The 17,368-nt window shown below is 41.2% G+C and carries 18 protein-coding genes; 12 read left to right on the forward strand and 6 right to left on the reverse strand.

Going from position 1 to position 17,368, the window contains the following annotated elements; translation table 11 throughout:
- The first annotated feature begins 12 nt into the window (after positions 1–12).
- Both ACQRD1_RS09605 and ACQRD1_RS09610 read left to right on the forward strand, forming a co-directional pair.
- Entirely contained in the window at positions 13–942 is a 930-nt protein-coding gene (locus tag ACQRD1_RS09605) for a cation diffusion facilitator family transporter (RefSeq protein ID WP_235233776.1), read from the forward strand.
- Between the two features lie 122 nt (positions 943–1,064).
- On the forward strand, positions 1,065–1,931 hold the full coding sequence (locus tag ACQRD1_RS09610; RefSeq protein ID WP_427741946.1) for a DegV family protein: 867 nt from the start codon (positions 1,065–1,067) through the stop codon (positions 1,929–1,931).
- A gap of 95 nt (positions 1,932–2,026) precedes the next feature.
- Here the strand turns inward: ACQRD1_RS09610 and ACQRD1_RS09615 are convergent, their stop codons facing one another.
- Positions 2,027–2,377, reverse strand: coding sequence for a hypothetical protein (locus ACQRD1_RS09615; RefSeq protein ID WP_235233773.1), 351 nt, complete (start codon positions 2,375–2,377; stop codon positions 2,027–2,029).
- Between the two features lie 129 nt (positions 2,378–2,506).
- Between ACQRD1_RS09615 and ACQRD1_RS09620 the strand changes: the two genes are divergently transcribed.
- Positions 2,507–2,812, forward strand: coding sequence for a metal-sensing transcriptional repressor (locus ACQRD1_RS09620; RefSeq protein ID WP_235233772.1), 306 nt, complete (start codon positions 2,507–2,509; stop codon positions 2,810–2,812).
- Between the two features lie 28 nt (positions 2,813–2,840).
- The gene (locus ACQRD1_RS09625; RefSeq protein WP_427787412.1) at positions 2,841–5,360 is read left to right on the forward strand and encodes a heavy metal translocating P-type ATPase; all 2,520 of its coding nucleotides are present in this window, start codon (positions 2,841–2,843) and stop codon (positions 5,358–5,360) included.
- Positions 5,361–5,511: 151 nt separating this feature from the next.
- On the opposite strand, the gene ACQRD1_RS09630 is transcribed toward ACQRD1_RS09625, so the two are convergent.
- Complete coding sequence (locus ACQRD1_RS09630; protein ID WP_347376256.1) at positions 5,512–6,816, reverse strand: glycosyltransferase; 1,305 nt, start codon at positions 6,814–6,816, stop codon at positions 5,512–5,514.
- 203 nt (positions 6,817–7,019) lie between these two features.
- Here ACQRD1_RS09630 and ACQRD1_RS09635 point away from each other — a divergent pair, with 203 nt between their 5' ends.
- Genes ACQRD1_RS09635 through ACQRD1_RS09645 form a run of 3 tightly spaced genes read left to right on the forward strand, consistent with a single transcriptional unit; the run spans position 7,020 to position 9,319 of the window.
- Positions 7,020–7,838: a pyridoxamine kinase gene (locus ACQRD1_RS09635; protein WP_427787413.1), complete on the forward strand. Its 819-nt coding sequence runs from the start codon at positions 7,020–7,022 to the stop codon at positions 7,836–7,838.
- Positions 7,838–8,104, forward strand: a complete 267-nt coding sequence (locus ACQRD1_RS09640; RefSeq protein ID WP_235233765.1) for a TIGR04076 family protein — start codon at positions 7,838–7,840, stop codon at positions 8,102–8,104. Before ACQRD1_RS09635 ends, ACQRD1_RS09640 begins: the two co-directional genes overlap by 1 nt.
- A 48-nt stretch (positions 8,105–8,152) precedes the next feature.
- Positions 8,153–9,319, forward strand: coding sequence for a M20 family metallopeptidase (locus ACQRD1_RS09645; protein WP_427787415.1), 1,167 nt, complete (start codon positions 8,153–8,155; stop codon positions 9,317–9,319).
- Positions 9,320–9,392: 73 nt separating this feature from the next.
- On the opposite strand, the gene ACQRD1_RS09650 is transcribed toward ACQRD1_RS09645, so the two are convergent.
- Genes ACQRD1_RS09650 through ACQRD1_RS09665 form a run of 4 tightly spaced genes read right to left on the reverse strand, consistent with a single transcriptional unit; the run spans position 9,393 to position 12,398 of the window.
- Positions 9,393–10,193: an ABC transporter permease subunit gene (locus ACQRD1_RS09650; protein ID WP_235233762.1), complete on the reverse strand. Its 801-nt coding sequence runs from the start codon at positions 10,191–10,193 to the stop codon at positions 9,393–9,395.
- Complete coding sequence (locus ACQRD1_RS09655) at positions 10,183–11,076, reverse strand: ABC transporter ATP-binding protein (RefSeq protein WP_235233761.1); 894 nt, start codon at positions 11,074–11,076, stop codon at positions 10,183–10,185. The genes ACQRD1_RS09650 and ACQRD1_RS09655 overlap by 11 nt, the downstream gene beginning before the upstream one ends.
- On the reverse strand, positions 11,073–11,693 hold the full coding sequence (locus ACQRD1_RS09660; RefSeq protein WP_235233760.1) for a TetR/AcrR family transcriptional regulator: 621 nt from the start codon (positions 11,691–11,693) through the stop codon (positions 11,073–11,075). The genes ACQRD1_RS09655 and ACQRD1_RS09660 overlap by 4 nt, the downstream gene beginning before the upstream one ends.
- 54 nt (positions 11,694–11,747) lie before the next feature.
- Entirely contained in the window at positions 11,748–12,398 is a 651-nt protein-coding gene (locus tag ACQRD1_RS09665; protein WP_235233759.1) for a YwaF family protein, read from the reverse strand.
- Positions 12,399–12,542: 144 nt separating this feature from the next.
- Between ACQRD1_RS09665 and ACQRD1_RS09670 the strand changes: the two genes are divergently transcribed.
- From ACQRD1_RS09670 to ACQRD1_RS09690, 5 genes are all read left to right on the forward strand, one after another.
- Complete coding sequence (locus tag ACQRD1_RS09670; RefSeq protein WP_235233758.1) at positions 12,543–13,445, forward strand: DMT family transporter; 903 nt, start codon at positions 12,543–12,545, stop codon at positions 13,443–13,445.
- Positions 13,438–13,926: an HD domain-containing protein gene (locus ACQRD1_RS09675; protein WP_235233757.1), complete on the forward strand. Its 489-nt coding sequence runs from the start codon at positions 13,438–13,440 to the stop codon at positions 13,924–13,926. The genes ACQRD1_RS09670 and ACQRD1_RS09675 overlap by 8 nt, the downstream gene beginning before the upstream one ends.
- Positions 13,927–13,942: 16 nt before the next feature.
- Positions 13,943–14,389 carry a D-aminoacyl-tRNA deacylase gene (dtd, locus tag ACQRD1_RS09680; protein WP_235233755.1) on the forward strand — a complete coding sequence of 149 codons (447 nt, stop codon included), beginning with the start codon at positions 13,943–13,945 and terminating at the stop codon, positions 14,387–14,389.
- A gap of 196 nt (positions 14,390–14,585) precedes the next feature.
- The gene (locus ACQRD1_RS09685; RefSeq protein ID WP_235233753.1) at positions 14,586–15,095 is read left to right on the forward strand and encodes a MarR family winged helix-turn-helix transcriptional regulator; all 510 of its coding nucleotides are present in this window, start codon (positions 14,586–14,588) and stop codon (positions 15,093–15,095) included.
- A gap of 29 nt (positions 15,096–15,124) precedes the next feature.
- Entirely contained in the window at positions 15,125–17,368 is a 2,244-nt protein-coding gene (locus ACQRD1_RS09690) for an ABC transporter ATP-binding protein (protein WP_427787417.1), read from the forward strand.

Raw genomic sequence — 17,368 nt, forward strand, 5'->3', positions numbered from 1 at the left:
TGATTAAAGGGTATGCATTCAAATCGAAAAAAGCGAAAATCAGAAATGTCAGCCTTGGAGGTATCTCTTGCAGGGAACTGTCTGTTCGTTATCCTTGAATTGATTATGGCGATATATACATGTTCTCAGGCAGTGTTATTAGATGCTGTTTATGATGGCGTGGAACTATCAATGATCTTTGTGTCAATGTCATTGCTTCCACTTTTGTATAAGCCATCTAATGAGAAACGGCCTTTTGGGTATCTTCAGGTAGAGTCGTTGTTTGTAATGATAAAAGGAATTGTTATGACAGCGGTTACGTTTGGCCTGATTGTCAACAATTTTCAGCTTATGCTGCATGGAGGCCGCCATGTGGACTTTTCAGTGATAGCTTATTTTGAATTGTCTTCGACAATCCTAAGTGTTATTTTTATCGTTATTCTAAGCAAATTGAATAAGAATCTGGATTCTCCAATCGTAACGGTCGAGATTCAGGAATGGAAGGTCGATACGATTGCATCAATGGGAATGACAGTGGCTTTCTTTTTGCCGGTCATTATTACATCAAATTGGTTTCAGCCGTTTACCCCATATCTGGATCAGATTATTGCAATTATTCTATCTGTTTTTATGTTGCCTACGCCGATGAAGAGTGTGGTTGTTGGTCTGCGGGATTTGTTCTTGCTCCCGCCGGAGGAAGAAACTGTACAGCAAATTAAAGATATTATCGTTCCAATCTTAGATGCGTACGGATATGACAAGCTTTATTTTGATATTGTAAGAACTGGGCGTAAGCTGTGGATCAGTGTTTATATTACATTTGACAAGGATGAAGTGTCTATCTCTAGATTTAAGATTGTACAGGATTTTATTATCCGTGCTTTGGCAAAACATTATCAGGATTTTTACTTTGAATTGTTGCCGAATATTGAGTACAATGGAAATACAGAAGTAATAGAATAAATTGTTTTTTGAATAGTTATTAATTTATATATAAATATGTTGTGAACCGATTCATAAGATGATACAATTGTGACGAAATAAGTGTTACATATTATAACGTTTTGTAACAATTGGAGGTTATTATGAACGATTATATCATTTGTATGGATGCTTCCGGTGATATTATTGCGGAAGCGGCCAGAGAAAATAACGTAGCATTTGTCCCGATGGAATATTCCCTGGGGGATGAGATGCGTACATCACAAGGCTGCGAAGAAGAAGAAGTGTTGAAGAAATTTTATGATGGACAACGCGGTGGTGATATGACAAAGACTTCGCAGATCTCACCGTTTATGTACGAGAAGTATTTTAAAAAGTTCTTAGAAGACGGAAAGTCAGTCTTGTATTTCTGTCTGTCGAGCGGGCTTTCTTCCACTTATAACAGTGCTATGCTTGCAGCTGGGAATTTGAAAGAGGAGTATCCGAATCAGGAAGTTCTTCCAGTAGATACATTAGCGGCAACAGGCGGAATTGGGATTCTGGTTGAGAAGGCAATAGAAAACCAGAAAAAAGGAATGGATATTCATGAGAACTACGATGCAATCAATGCGGTGATTCCAAAGCTTCGCCATTATTTTATGGTTCAGGATCTGATGTATCTTAAGCGAGGGGGACGTGTCAGTGCAGCGACTGCAATCGTTGGGTCTGCACTCAATATTAAGCCGATGCTTGAAATCGATAAAAATGGTAAATTGATAACCGTGGATAAAAAACGTGGTAATAAAGCTGCCATCACATCTTTGTATAAGTTTTTTGTTGAAAACTATGATCCAGAGCAAGGAAGTATCATATATGTCTGTGATGCTGATGCACCTGAATTAGCAGAGGAATTAACGCATAAAGTGCAAGATTCTCATTCTGATGTCATAGTGAGACGAACAATGTTGTCACCGATTATCGGGGCACATACAGGCCCGGGAATGTTATCCATGATTCTTGTAGGAAAATAAATAATAGGGAAATGAATATTAAATATTATGAAAAAAGATGCTCGATTGAATCCTTTCAGGATTCGTCGGAGCATCTTTTTACTTTGATATCTGAATTATAATTTGCCGCAGTATTTCAGACAGTCTTCTTCAAAATTCTGCATCTGAGTATCCAAAGAGGCGAAAGAGGCATCAGATAGATTCTCTGTAACTGTCTGCATATCTTTTTCAATCTTTTCTGGATTATAGGGAATCTCCAGAGCAAAATCGCTGAATGCACGAATCTTCTGGAAATACATATTTGTCTCCGGCTCTTCGTGATTGCTTCGGCACATCTGATACATAGAAACACAGTCGGTTGCCTCTATATCTGTACATTTTTTGCAGATCCATTTCCCAAGATAATAATAAGTGCCATTGATATCATAGATAAATCCGGGGTATTTTAATAAACGTTCTGATAACATAGGAATCCCTCCATTTCTTACTCTTTAACAGTAACAAATCTGTCCTCAAAAAGCAAGGAAACAAAAGAATTTGTTGCAATATACCCGATAGGGGTATATAATGATGGATGTAAAGGAGATGAATGTAATATGGAGGAACAAAAGCAATGTTGCTCTCACAGAACCAAAGAGAGATCAGATAAAGAGTATAAAGACCTGATTCATCGGTTAAATCGTGTCGAGGGACAGGTCCGTGGTATAAAAAGAATGGTTGAGGAAGATGCTTATTGTACGGACATTCTAATACAGGTATCCGCAGTCAATGCTGCACTGAACAGTTTTAATAAAGTGCTGCTTGCCAATCATATCCGGACCTGTGTTGCGGAAGATATTCGTGCAGGTAAGGAGGAGACAATCGATGAACTTGTAGCTACCTTACAGAAACTAATGAAGTAATACGAAGTAATTAAAGGAGACCAAGGAAATGAAACAGTATACTGTGACAGGAATGAGTTGCGCGGCTTGTAGTGCGCGCGTTGAAAAGGCGGTTTCACAAGTCCCTGGGGTGACTTCCTGTTCGGTCAGCCTGTTGACCAATTCAATGGGAGTGGAGGGGACTGCCTTGCCGGCTGCTGTCATCGCTGCTGTGGAAGAAGCCGGGTATGGAGCTTCTGAAAAAGGAGCAGGCGGATCAAAGGAACAGTCTTCATCAGGCATGGCGGATGAGGAACTTCTCATAGACAAGGAAACCCCGATATTAAAGAAGCGATTGATCGCATCATTATGTTTTCTGATTCCTCTAATGTATGTTTCCATGGGACATATGATGTGGAACTGGCCGCTTCCGGCTTTTATGGAAGGAAATCATGTGGCGATGGGGTTGATTCAACTCCTGCTTACAACTACGATTATGATTATCAATCAGAAGTTTTTTATCAGCGGATTTCGAAGTCTGTGGCATAAAGCGCCGAATATGGACACACTGGTAGCGTTAGGAGCAAGCGCTTCTTACATCTACAGTACCTATGCATTATTTGCCATGACAGATGCCCAGATGCGAATGGACATGGAGGCTGTCATGTCTTATATGCATGAATTTTATTTTGAATCGGCAGCAATGATATTGACATTAATTACTGTGGGAAAGATGCTGGAGGCCCATTCCAAAGGGAAGACGACGGATGCTCTTAGGAGTCTGATGAAGCTGGCGCCAAAGACAGCAGTGGTAATCCGGGAAGGAATCGAACAGAGTGTGGCGATTGAGCAGGTGAGGAAAGGGGATCTCTTTGTAGTCCGGCCGGGAGAAAATATTCCGGTGGATGGAATTGTCATAGAAGGAAGCAGTGCGGTCAACGAGTCGGCTTTGACAGGAGAAAGTATTCCGGTGGATAAATCTTCTGGCGATTCGGTATCTGCCGCCACATTGAATCAGTCTGGATTCTTAAAATGTGAGGCTTCGAGGGTTGGAGAGGATACTACTTTATCGCAGATTATTCAGATGGTCAGTGATGCTGCGGCTACAAAGGCCCCGATTGCCAAAGTGGCGGACAGAGTATCGGGTGTGTTTGTTCCGGCAGTTATCTCAATTGCTGTTGTTACCATTGTGATCTGGTTACTTGCCGGGCAGAGTATTGGATTTGCACTGGCAAGAGGGATCTCTGTTCTGGTCATCAGCTGTCCATGTGCATTGGGGCTTGCGACACCGGTTGCAATCATGGTCGGAAATGGAATGGGTGCCAGAAATGGGATTATGTTTAAGACGGCAGTTTCGCTGGAGGAGACTGGAAAGATGCAGATTGTGGCCTTGGATAAGACTGGAACTATTACCAGTGGAGAGCCGAAAGTTACGGACATTATTCCAGTAGACATATTAGAAGAAGATCTGCTTCGAATGGCATATGCATTAGAAAGAAAAAGTGAACATCCACTGGCAAAAGCCATTCTTGCGTTGGCAGAAGAAAGGCATCTTACAGAGAAGGAAGTTACAGAATTTCAAGCGGTGCCGGGAAATGGACTGTCAGGAAAACTGGGAGAGGATGTATTGTGTGGCGGTAATCTGGAGTATATTTGTGCAAATGGAACGGTACCGGAGAAGTTACAGCGCCAGGCAGAGGTATTGTCACAAGAAGGAAAGACGCCTTTGTTCTTCAGTCAAAATGGTCAGCTTGTGGGAATCATTGCGGTAGCTGATGTAATCAAGGAAGACAGCCCTCAGGCAGTAAAAGAATTACAGAACATGGGGATTCATGTAGTTATGTTGACGGGAGATAACGAAAGGACTGCACAGGCGATTGGAAAGCAGGCTGGTGTGGATGAAGTGATTGCCGGTGTCCTTCCGGAAGGAAAAGAACGCGTGATACGCAAGCTGAAGAAAAAAGGCAAGGTTGCTATGGTTGGTGATGGAATCAACGATGCACCTGCACTGACACGGGCGGATATCGGAATTGCCATTGGGGCAGGAACGGATATAGCCATTGATGCCGCAGATGTAGTATTGATGAAGAGCAGGTTAAGTGATGTGCCGGCAGCAATCCGTTTAAGCAGGGCAACTCTTCACAATATTCATGAGAATCTGTTCTGGGCATTTTTCTACAATGTGATTGGGATTCCGCTGGCAGCCGGTGTGTGGTATCCGCTGTTCGGGTTAAAATTGAATCCAATGTTCGGCGCAGCAGCAATGAGTCTGTCGAGTTTCTGTGTGGTGACCAATGCACTGCGGCTGAATTGGTATGATATGCATGATGCAAAAAAAGATAAAAAAAGAAAATCAAAAAAGAGACAGGAGGAAATTATAATGGAAAAGACAATGAAAATCGAAGGAATGATGTGTGGACACTGTGAGGCAAGGGTGAAGAAGTGTCTGGAGGCTCTGCCTGAGGTGGCTGAAGCAGCAGTAAGTCATGAAGCAGGTACTGCTGTGGTAACATTAAATGCCGAACTGGCCGATGATGTGTTAAAGAAGACGGTAGAAGATCAGGATTATAAAGTTCTGGGAATTGAATAAGCATCAGAGCAGTAGATTACAGACAGGGCAGGATTCCAACTTTCGGATATCCTGCCCTTAATTGTGCGTTCACGTTGTCTGTGCTCATTAAGTACTTATTATGAGAAAAGAGTCAGACAGACACCTGGCAAAACGGAATTCCACAGTGATATTAAAGGATTTTCTGTGTATTCTGTTTGATCTTTTCCGTAAAATATGCGTATTGGATAAGTTCTTCATCGGTAAAATCTGTAAATCGTGCTTGATCATAGTTATTCTGTACGGCTGCGAGTTCATTTAGAATCGGTGTGGCAGCAGGAAGAAACAGGATATTTAACTGCTTTTGGCTTCGTTTATTCTCAATCTTTATGAATCCTTTAGAAGTAAGTTTTTGAAGCAGCATATTTAGATTCCTAGTAGTGATATTTACAAAATCTGCAAGTTCCCGGCGGTTACTGCTCTGGTGTGGCTGATTCAAAAAGAGAAGCAGGCGTGTTTCGTCCAGAGTCAGATCATTTTTGTGGGCGACAGGTTCCAGATAATAATCCAGAAGCTTGCGATTGCGATATTCATCCATAAGAAATCCCTCTCCGCAAAGAGCAGCTTCGGAGATGCGGCTGCGCTCTTCGCCAAGCTTTTGAGAATTGGGCATAATAGAAGGCGGCACGGCTCCATCTTTGGCAGCATCGATCAGAAAATGATAGACCTGCAGGCGGTTTTTCTCGTAGTCTTCCTCATCTAATACATGCTTATAGAAATTATTATAATACTCAAATACCATAAGCTTCATTTTAATTGTTTTCGTAATATTCATGCCCTGACTTGCCAGCGAACCCTTTGTCTTTACATAATAATAGATCGGTACCTGAAGAGCATAAAAAACATCGGCGTGTCGGATATATTCCAGATTAAACATAAAGTCCTCACACCAGCTGATATCAGGGTTCATGCGAAGGTGATATTTTTCCACAATATCACGGCGGAACAACTTATTCCACAGTACACCATAATAGAAATCAGCCGGATTCTCCATCATATGTGTGGCAAATTCCTCCTGAGTCAGAACACAGTCATCCTCAATATCCCCCTTGTGAGAGACACGCTCCCCAATGACACGATAAAAATCAGAGATAACCATGTCACAATGATAATACTCGGCAGTCTGCACCAAAAGATCCGTCGCATTCGGCGTAATCCAGTCATCACTATCCAAGAATTGGAGATAAGTTCCCCTTGCATGATCCAAAGCCATATTTCTGGAATCAGAGACCCCACTGTTCTCCTTGTGAATAACATGGACACGAGAGTCCAAAGAAGCATATCGATCACAGATGGCACCAGAAGAATCCAAACTGCCATCATCCACAAGCAAAAGCTCAAAATCAGTGTACTCCTGATGAAGAATACTGTCGACACAGCGCGAAAGCGTATTTTCAGCATTATATACAGGAACAATAATACTCACGGTAGGATTCATAGTGAAAAACACCCCTTTTAAAAATCATTTACTATATTTTACACTAAAATGGGGACGTAGTAAAATTAAAAAATACTACGTCCCCATTTGAAAAATGCCCTGTACCTTTTTGAAATATTTTAAGCCATAATCTAGAGAATGTGTTATGATTATTGTATTTAGAATTGGGATTTTTATTGAATATGTGAAGTGGAGGATATATGATGAGTAAGCAGATATTGTTGATTAATGATCTGGCTGGTTATGGGAAGGTTGCGTTATCGGCAATGATACCGGTATTGTCGCATATGGGGCATCAGATTTATAATCTTCCTACAGCGTTGGTTTCGAACACGTTGGATTATGGGAAATTTGATATTTTGGAAACGACGGATTATATGAAGAATACGATTAGTGTGTGGGATGATTTGGGGTTCCAGTTTGACGCGATTGCGACGGGCTTTATTGTTTCGGAAGTTCAGGCGAAGATGATTGCTGACTATTGTCGAAAGAAGTCTGAGAATGGGACGTTGATATTTGTAGATCCGATTATGGGAGATGAAGGGGAACTGTATAATGGTGTATCACAGGAGACAATTTCGCATATGCGAGAGCTGGTAAAGGTTGCGGATTATATTGTGCCGAATTATACGGAAGCGGTTTATCTGGCCAAAATGCAATATCATTCACAGGATTTGACAAAGGAAGAAGCGGATGAATTGGTCGAGAGATTGCGGATAATGGGTGCAAAATCTGTGATTATAACGAGTGCGCGTTTGGATGGAAAGGATGTGGTCATTGGGTATGACCATGAACTGGATGAAAAATTTGTTCTTCCATTTGACATTATTCCGATAAGATTTCCGGGAACAGGAGATATATTTTCATCTATTTTGATAGGGAAAGTACTTTCGGGAAATAGGCTTGTGGACAGTACAAGAAATGCCATGGATGCGGTAAGGGAATTGATAAAAAGAAATCAGGATAATGCTGATAAATATAAGGGAATCCCTGTGGAAAATTATCTGGAGGTGCTTGATTGATGAGGCGACCGAAAATAAAGATCACATTGATAGACCGAAAAGGACCGAAAGGATGCCACAGAGGTCATGAGATTGGGGAAAGTTTCGATTTTGATACGGAACGGGGCAATTTATGCCCGATGGCTATGCATGTGGCGTTTCCATATATTGATATTCTCAGATATGGGGGCGAGATCCCGGGGCAGGAAAAAGGAACTGCAGTATTTGCATGTCCAGATGTGGATACACTGAATGTATTTAAAATAGAAAGAATAGAGGAAGATTAAAAAATTATTTTTGTGGAATAACAAATAAATAAAAGGAGATGCAGAATTATGAATTATTATGAAAGAGCAAAGGAATTAAAAGAAGAAACGATTGAGAATCGGCGTTACTTTCATGAAAATGCGGAAGTAGGACTGGATATGCCAAAAGCAAAGGCATATGTCATGGAAAAACTTAGAGAATATGGCTTGGAGCCGAAGGAATGTGGTCATGGGGTGACGGCCACATTGGGAAAAGGTGGGAAAGTTCTTCTGCTCCGTGCAGACATGGATGCATTGCCGATGCCGGAGGAAAGCGGCCTTTCATTTGCATGTAACACAGGGAAAGTACATGCATGTGGGCATGATTTTCATGCAGCAATGCTTCTTACAGCGGCAAAAATGCTGAAGGAAAATGAATCTGAACTAAAAGGTACGGTTAAGTTCATGTTCCAGCCGGCTGAGGAGACATTTGAAGGAAGTAAAGACATGATTGAACATGGAATCTTAGACAACCCTTCGGTGGATGCGGCTCTTGCCTATCATGTATCACCAGGAAAGATGCCGGTTGGGATATTCATGTATAACAGCACAGGAACCATGATGTATTCTGTAGATGGATTTAAGATAACGATCCATGGAAAAGGTGCACACGGTGCATATCCACAGAATTCAATTGACCCGATTAATATCGGTGTGCATGTCTATCTTGCTTTGGAAGCTCTGATGGCAAGAGAGGCGGATCCGTCCAAATCCTGTGTCATGACGATCGGAAATTTTGAGGCAGGAACAGCTGCTAATATCATTCCAGATACAGCAATCCTTCAGGGAACTATCCGTACAAATGATCCGGATGCCAGAGAATTGCTGGTACGAAGAATGAAAGAAGTCACGGTAAAAACGGCAGAAGTATACAGTGGAACCGCCGAGATTGAGATGATCTCCGAAGTTGCACCACTGATCTGTGATTCACAATTTACAGAAGAAATCGTTGAATATATGAAAGAATTAGAGATTCCAAGCTTGACGCCATATCCGAATATATCCGCAAGTGCGTCCGAAGATTTCGCATCCATTGCAGAAAAAGTACCAAGTGCATTCATGTATCTTTCCGCAGGATATCTGGATGAAAGAGGAGAAAGCCCTGCTCATAATCCAAAGGTACAGTTCAATGAAGATGTGTGCCCGATCGGCGCCGCCTGTATGGCACATTGTGCAACAAGATGGTTAGGGAAGTAAAATGGTAAAAAGGGGACGTAGTATTTTTGCAAAATACTACGTCCCCTTTTTACTTTTGCCCTGTACCTTTTTGTCAAATAGAAAGATTTTTATGGCTAAAGACACGTATTCCCATCAAAAATGCCAGGATTCCGATTATATATAATATTCCGCATCCTACCCAGGCCTTGGAGGCGGATTGTGCCAGTCCGTCGGTGTCGAATAAGGTCAGTGGTGTGACATATTTTAGATTTTCGAATTTGTCTCCTACCTGAGAGATCATCTGGATCAGGATGGAGTAGATAACGATTCCTGCGCTGGCTCCGGTACAGTATTTGCTTTCGTTGAAGAAGCAGGAGAAGAAAAAGCAGATGCCTCCGAGGAACAGGAACAGCCCGAATAGTCCGATGTTTATGCGTAGAAATGCATGAATTTCCAGTTCTTTTGGGAATAATAATTCACTTTCGATGATGATCAGGCTGGTTACGTATACTGCCATGATCAACAGGCAGAATCCCATGAAGATTGCCTGTGTAATTGCGAGCTGGCTGCGTTTACGTGGTATGGCAAGCAGGTAAGCCATGGAGCCATTGTCTACATATCGGGCAATCAGCCGGTTGGACAAGAGAATGATGAATACACCCGGAAATGCAATGAACAGCATTCCATAGAGGTAATTGGTGACAAACTCTAACAGTGTCGTTCCGGCATCTGCCATTCCAAAAGCAGCGAAGATCTCAGGCATGCTGTCTGCCATGGCCTGGAGACTGTCCCCAAGTTTCGGATCAAACATGGAAACGATCATGCAAGAATACATGGTGAGGATGCCAAGAAAGATAAGAAGCAATATGTAATTGGCTTTGAATTCTTTTCGAAATAGTGTTTTATTGATCATCTGTAGTTCCTCCATAAAAATGCATGAATATTTCTTCTAGGGTCTGAGCCTTGATATCCAGGTCGGTGACAGGATAATTGGCAACTTGTTTAATAAAGTCATCCATGTTTCCTTTTATCTTTACAGAAACAATGCTGCCTTTTTGCGTAGAAGAAGGCATGGATGCAGCACATGCTTTGGCAATCTCAACAGTCGGGAAATGTACTTCTACGATTTTTTGCTTGTTCTGGCGCAAGGCGTCTATATTTTCCACAGCAGCCAGCTTTCCTTCACGGATGATAGCAGCGCGATCACAGGTTCGTTCGACTTCTTCGAAAATGTGGGAAGACAGGAGGATGGTTTTTCCTCTTTCTTTCTCTTCTAGTATCAAGTCTATGAATTCATTTTGCATTAAAGGGTCTAGACCGCTGGTTGGTTCGTCAAGAAGTAGAATATCAGGGTCTTGCATAAATGCACATATGATGCCGATCTTTTGTTTGGTTCCCTTGGACATCTTTTTAATTTTGGCAGAAGGATTCAACTCAAATCGTTCCATTAATTCTGGCGCACGTCCCAGATCTTTCATCCCTTTCATATTTGCGATAAATCGGATGAACTTTATACCGGTCATAGCGTCAATGAATGCGATCTCACCGGGAAGATAGCCGAGTGAATCGGCGATTTTATGTGCATCATGGAAACAATCCATGCCAAGAATCTGTACACTTCCGCTGTCTGGTCTGAGGAATCCCATCAGCTGGCGGATTGTGGTGGTCTTGCCGGCACCGTTAGGCCCCAGGAATCCGAGAACTTCTCCTTTTTTTACTTGGAAACTGATATCGAACACACCACGTCCATTGCCGTAATCTTTCGTGATGTGATCTATTTCGATTATATTTTTCATAGGTATTCCTCCTTGTAAAATAATTTTCGGAACATGGTGACCCATTTGTGGAATTCAGCTTTCAGCTCTGCAACATCCAGTGTTTTTTTCATAACGCGAAGCTCGTGAAGATAACCATCGGTCATCCAGACCAGCATCTTGAAGATGTCGTAAAAATTACAATTATCCTTGAACTTGAAAGTATCTACATGTCCAAGATATTGCTGGAAAATAGCAGCCTGCTGTCCATAATTGAGATCCTGAAGCTTATCTGAGACTTCTTCTTTCTCGGAGTAGAAAGATTTTACTGCAAAATCAAGAACATAAGGATTCTTTTGCAGGATTTCTGCCTTTTTATTGGCGGAATATTCCAGAAGTTCAAAAAAGTCGGTAATTTTTGTAAAATCATTATCAACGACCTGTTGCGTGATTATCTGAGTCAGGTAAGTGAATAGATAAAGATAGAGTTCTTTTTTGTTATGAAAATAGTAAAATAATAAACCTTTGGAGATTCCTGCTTTGGAAGCAATTAAATCCGTGGAAGCATGTTTATAATCATATTTTGCAAATACTTCCGTAGCAGCGTTAATAATCTGCAATTGTTTTTCTTCCGGCAGGGAAAAGAATTTTTCGTTCATAATATGTTTTCCTTATTGTTAGATTTGATTGACCAGATGAGTCATTCCTTACTATCAGAATAATGAATTGACTGAAATTTTCAACCCTCTTTTTAGAAATATCCATATACAATGAAAAATCCATGCACCAAAAAGTGTAGAGGCAATGTAGATTGCGATTCCAGCGTTATTTCCAAGAATCAATGCCAACTTGCAGAACACCTTTTGCGCCATTACGTAATACGGGCTGATATAGAACATATTGATATTGCCGTATGGATGAAAAAGAAGGTTCCATATTGTTGCGATTACGCAGCAGATCAGATAGATACCTGCGCTTTTCAGATAATTTCGTATGGAAATGTTCTTGCCTATTGTGAATCCTGCATAAAGGCCAAGAATAATCAGAAGGATATGCCATGCAAAAGAATGAATGGTCAATGGAGGATAGTGATAATACATTCCGCTTGTATCACAAAAAGCAAAGATGCCTCCCAACATCCCAAAGTCCATTAAGAAAGTAAGAAAAGCATCATATATCTGAGGTGATCTGATCCAGGGCAGTATCAGGCAGATGTACATAGGAATGCTGCATAATTGAAATGGAAAATACCACCAGTTATAATGTCCGTTATTTAATATGTAAGTGAGGCACCATTGTTTCCAGACCTCACTGAAAAGCATAAGAAGGCCGCAATAAAAAAAGATGTTTTTGTGTTTCTGCATATGTTTCTCCCAGAGAAGATTATCGGATTATTATTTATTATACACGGAATTGGATAAATATGCTATAATACGAATGTTGTCTGTCCTGAAACTTCGGACAGAGACAATCTACAAGAAAAGAATGACATAAGATGAGGTGCACGTATGAGACCAAAAAATGCATTTATGCTGATATTAACGGCATTTATATGGGGAACCGCTTTTGTGGCCCAGAGTGTAGGAATGGATTATCTGGGACCATTTACATTTAACGGAGTCCGCAGCCTGATTGGAGGTGTAGCGCTGATTCCATGTATCTGGATTTTGCAAAAATTAAATGATAAGTCAGATCCTGTGACAGAAGAAAGAAACAGGAAAGATCTGCTGATCGGTGGTATTTCCTGTGGAGTACTTTTATTTGCCGCCAGCAGTCTGCAACAGGTGGGTATCCAGTATACAACAGCAGGAAAAGCCGGATTTATCACAGCATTTTATATTGTATTTGTTCCGGTGTTAGGAATCTTTCTTGGAAAAAAGACAGGATGGAAAGTATGGACGGCAGTTATACTTGCGTTGGCTGGATTGTATTTTCTGTGTATTACAGAGAAATTTACAATTGGAAAAGGAGATATTTTCCTCTTTGCATGCGCGCTGGTATTTTCACTTCATATTCTTGTCATTGATTATTTCTCTCCTAAAGTGGAAGGTGTGAAGATGTCTTGCATTCAATTCCTGGTCTGTGGAATCATATCATTGCCTTTTATGTTTTTGCTGGAGATACCGAAAATGGGAGCGATTGTTGATGCCGCATGGCCATTGCTTTATGCTGGAGTCTTGTCTTGTGGTGTGGCATATACGCTGCAGATCATCGGACAAAAGAATGTAAACCCCGCAATTGCATCTCTGATTCTGAGTCTGGAGTCCTGTTTTTCAGTATTGGCCGGGTGGGTGATACTTGGAGAGAAGCTGTCTGTCCGTGAGTCCATCGGATGTATTCTGATGTTTGCTGCAATTATTCTTGCACAGCTGCCGGACAAAAAAGATAAGGAAATGGTGAAAAATGGATAACCATGAATTGATCATGCGTATGATAGAATATGAGACAGATTGTCCCAGACATATTCAGCATTTTATGAAAGTTTATGCTTTTTCCAAAATGATTGGGGAGATGGAGTGCATTTCCCCAGAAGAACAGGAGATTCTTGAGACAGCAGCGATTGTTCATGATATCGGAATCAAAGAAAGCAGGAAAAAATATGGGGACAGTCTGGGAAAACATCAGGAACTGGAAGGCCCGCCAATAGCAAAGAATATGCTGGAACAATTAGGATATCCTGAGAAGATCATTTCCAGAGTATGTTACCTGGTGGGACATCACCATACATATTCCAATATAGACGGGATGGATTATCAGATACTGGTAGAAGCAGACTTTCTGGTAAATCTATATGAAGATCAGGAAAGTAAAGAATCTGCACGTACCGTTATGGAACGATTATTTGTGACCAAAACAGCAAAAAACATCTGCAAAACAATGTTTGCATTATGACAGGAGGTTTTAGAATATGAGATTTGTAATACAAAGGGTGAGTGAAAGTGAAGTCAAGGTGGATGGAAAAGTACTTGGCAAGATAGGGAAAGGCTTTATGGTATTGATCGGCGTAAGTGATTCAGATACAAAAGAAATCGCCGATAAGATGGTAAAAAAGATGCTAGGACTTCGAATCTTCGAAGACGAACAGGGAAAGACCAATCTGTCTTTAGAGGCGGTAGGTGGAGAGTTACTGCTGATCTCTCAGTTCACATTATACGCTAATTGTAAAAAAGGCAATCGCCCAAGCTTTATCGAAGCAGGCGCACCTGACATGGCATCCGATATGTACGAATACATCATCGCAAAATGCAAAGAGCAGGTAAACGTGGTAGAAAGAGGTCAGTTCGGAGCAGATATGAAAGTCAGCCTCGTAAACGACGGTCCATTCACAATCGTTCTTGATTCCGACACACTGTAATAGTTGGGGACGGGGGATTTTTCATTTTCCCCCGTCCCCTATTCTTAATTTATCTAATTATTCTTTTGTTAAATTTCCCATAATAATTCTTAAATAAATATAAAAGTGTTGACATATATATCTATAATGCCTAATATAACCGTTAGATATCTAATTAATTTTAGATTTGTTTTATGAATATATAAGGAGGTGCAGTATGGAAAAATTTGAGGATGCTTCTATTTTTATATTATTGCATCAGGTAGCACATATCAGTCGATATCGGGCGATGAAAGGTATGGAAGCGCTGGGTGTCAAGCCAAATCAGGCTGGAATCTTGTTTGTTCTGTATTGTGAGGGGAAGATGTCTCAACGGCAATTGGCAGAGAAGATTGGAATTACACCGCCTTCTATGACGGTTGCGTTGAGAAAGTTAGAGGACCAGGGGCTGATTTTGAAGAAACCGGACGCAAAAGACCAAAGGGTTATTCAGATTCAGTTATCTGATCGGGGAAGAGAATGTATAGAGGAATTAAAGCATGTACTGACTGGCATGGAAGACATTGTATATCATGGAATTTCTCCGGAAGAGAGGATGCTCCTCCGTCGGCTTCTTATGGAAATGAGGCAGAATCTTCTCGATTCCAGAGAGTTTAAGGGTATGGACATCAAAACGGTCATGGAAAAGACGCGTCCCCCGATGCCGCATGATTGCAGACTTGAATAGAAAATACTAGTTGAAAGGAAAGGTAAGATATGCGCAAATTAATAAAATTCTTAAAACCATATGCAGGTGTTGTTTTCGCTGTGTTGTGTGTATTAGTTGTACAGGCGTACTGTGATCTGTCTTTGCCGACATACACATCTGATATTGTCAATATAGGAATTCAACAAAGTGGTGTTGATGAGAAAGTTCCTTTGACGATTGCAGAAGAGGACTTGAATCATTTGCTTCTGTTCGTGCATTCTGATGATCAGGAGACAGTGAAAAATTCTTATGAAAAGAGTGAGCAGGATTATGATTATGACGGAACTGTACTGGAATTGAAAGAATCGGTAGAAGATAATAATAGGAAAATGGATGATCTGGCAGCAATTCTTGGGAAACCGATGCTTTTGACCGAAGGCTTTGACTCGGGAAGTGACACCACAAAACAGATGGAAGAGCAGATGAAGAGTCAGATGGAAGAGCAGATGCAGCAGGTACCTGATATAAGTCAGATGTCCATCTATGATCTCTTCGGTATGATGGAAGAGGAACAGAGAGATTCGGTCATAGATGAGATAGAGAGTCAGTTGGATTCCATGCCGGACTCTATGGTTGAACAGACGGCAGCAGTGTATATTAAGCATGCTTATGAAAATGTAGGAATTGATACAGATGCTTTAGAGAAGAAGTATATTTTGATTACAGGAGGAAAAATGCTTGCGCTGGCAGCGTTGGGAATGGCAGCAAGTATTATTGTTGGTCTGTTGGCTTCGCTTGTAGGTGCAAAGGTCGGCCGCGGACTTCGAAGAGACGTCTTCCGTAAAGTAGTCGGATTCTCCAACAGTGAGTTTGACAAGTTTTCAACAGCATCTCTGATTACGAGAAGTACGAATGATATTCAGCAGATTCAGATGCTGACAGTTATGATTCTCAGGATGGTCCTGTATGCTCCAATCATGGCGTTTGGAGGCGTCTGGAAAGTGTTTAATACCAACGTTGATATGTCCTGGATTATAGCACTTGCAGTTATCTTGATCTTAATGGTCGTCAGCGTATTGTTCATCGTTGTAATGCCAAAGTTCAGAATTGTGCAGAATATGGTAGACCGGTTGAATCTGGTCAGTCGTGAGATTTTAACAGGCCTTTCAGTCATTCGTGCTTTCAGTACAGAAAAATATGAAGAGCAGCGATTTGATAAAGCGAATAAAGATCTGACCAGAATTAACCTGTTTGTAAATAGAGCCATGACCTTTATGATGCCATTGATGATGCTGATCATGAACTGTATTTCTATATTGATCGTATGGACTGGCGGTCACAGTATCAATGACGGGAACATGCAGGTGGGAGATATGATGGCGTTTATTCAGTACACGATGCAGATTATCATGTCTTTCCTGATGATATGTATGATATCTGTTATGCTGCCGAGAGCGGCTGTCTCTGCAGATCGTGTGGATGAAGTCTTGACCAGTGATGCATCAATTCTGGATCCTGACCAGCCTCAGAGTCTTCCAGAAGATGGAAAGGGAGAGGTTACTTTCGATCATGTGTCATTCCGATATCCTGGAGCGGAAGAAGATGTTCTGCATGATATTTCATTTACCGCGAAGCCAGGACAGACAACTGCGTTTATCGGAAGTACCGGATGTGGGAAATCAACATTGGTAAATCTGATTCCAAGGTTCTATGATGTGACAGAAGGAAAGATTACAATTGACGGGGAAGACATTCGTGATATCACACAGCATGACTTACGTGCGAAGTTGGGATATGTTCCACAGAAAGGAATCCTTTTCTCTGGTGATATTGCTTCCAATATTCTGTATGGAAACTCCGAAGGAACAGAGGATGAGATGAAAGAAGCGGCAGAGATTGCACAGGCAACCGAGTTTATCGATACGAAGAAAAAGAAGTATCATAGTACGATCTCACAGGGAGGCTCCAATGTATCCGGTGGACAGAAGCAGAGACTATCCATTGCCAGAGCAATTGCGAAACATCCGGATGTCTATATCTTTGATGATAGTTTTTCTGCGTTAGATTATAAAACGGACGTAACCTTACGTGCTGCATTAAAAGAAAAGACGGAAGACAGTACAGTAATGATCGTTGCACAGAGAATCAGTACTATTTTGCATGCGGAACAGATTATTGTATTGGATGATGGAAAGATTGTGGGCAAAGGAACGCATAAAGAGTTATTGAGAAACTGTGACACTTATTATCAGATTGCATCTTCCCAGTTGTCAGAAAAAGAACTGGAAGAAGATATGAAGGAGGTAGGTTAA

Source organism: Bariatricus sp. SGI.019 (genome assembly GCF_050315235.1).
Taxonomy (GTDB): Bacteria; Bacillota; Clostridia; order Lachnospirales; family Lachnospiraceae; genus JAFBIX01.

Coding starts and splice junctions, on each gene's coding strand:
- ACQRD1_RS09605 (WP_235233776.1), top strand. CDS start 13: ATGCATTCAAATCGAAAAAAGCGAAAATCAGAAATGTCAGCCTTGGAG.
- ACQRD1_RS09610 (WP_427741946.1), top strand. CDS start 1,065: ATGAACGATTATATCATTTGTATGGATGCTTCCGGTGATATTATTGCG.
- ACQRD1_RS09615 (WP_235233773.1), bottom strand. CDS start 2,377: ATGTTATCAGAACGTTTATTAAAATACCCCGGATTTATCTATGATATC.
- ACQRD1_RS09620 (WP_235233772.1), top strand. CDS start 2,507: ATGGAGGAACAAAAGCAATGTTGCTCTCACAGAACCAAAGAGAGATCA.
- ACQRD1_RS09625 (WP_427787412.1), top strand. CDS start 2,841: ATGAAACAGTATACTGTGACAGGAATGAGTTGCGCGGCTTGTAGTGCG.
- ACQRD1_RS09630 (WP_347376256.1), bottom strand. CDS start 6,816: ATGAATCCTACCGTGAGTATTATTGTTCCTGTATATAATGCTGAAAAT.
- ACQRD1_RS09635 (WP_427787413.1), top strand. CDS start 7,020: ATGAGTAAGCAGATATTGTTGATTAATGATCTGGCTGGTTATGGGAAG.
- ACQRD1_RS09640 (WP_235233765.1), top strand. CDS start 7,838: ATGAGGCGACCGAAAATAAAGATCACATTGATAGACCGAAAAGGACCG.
- ACQRD1_RS09645 (WP_427787415.1), top strand. CDS start 8,153: ATGAATTATTATGAAAGAGCAAAGGAATTAAAAGAAGAAACGATTGAG.
- ACQRD1_RS09650 (WP_235233762.1), bottom strand. CDS start 10,193: ATGATCAATAAAACACTATTTCGAAAAGAATTCAAAGCCAATTACATA.
- ACQRD1_RS09655 (WP_235233761.1), bottom strand. CDS start 11,076: ATGAAAAATATAATCGAAATAGATCACATCACGAAAGATTACGGCAAT.
- ACQRD1_RS09660 (WP_235233760.1), bottom strand. CDS start 11,693: ATGAACGAAAAATTCTTTTCCCTGCCGGAAGAAAAACAATTGCAGATT.
- ACQRD1_RS09665 (WP_235233759.1), bottom strand. CDS start 12,398: ATGCAGAAACACAAAAACATCTTTTTTTATTGCGGCCTTCTTATGCTT.
- ACQRD1_RS09670 (WP_235233758.1), top strand. CDS start 12,543: ATGAGACCAAAAAATGCATTTATGCTGATATTAACGGCATTTATATGG.
- ACQRD1_RS09675 (WP_235233757.1), top strand. CDS start 13,438: ATGGATAACCATGAATTGATCATGCGTATGATAGAATATGAGACAGAT.
- dtd (WP_235233755.1), top strand. CDS start 13,943: ATGAGATTTGTAATACAAAGGGTGAGTGAAAGTGAAGTCAAGGTGGAT.
- ACQRD1_RS09685 (WP_235233753.1), top strand. CDS start 14,586: ATGGAAAAATTTGAGGATGCTTCTATTTTTATATTATTGCATCAGGTA.
- ACQRD1_RS09690 (WP_427787417.1), top strand. CDS start 15,125: ATGCGCAAATTAATAAAATTCTTAAAACCATATGCAGGTGTTGTTTTC.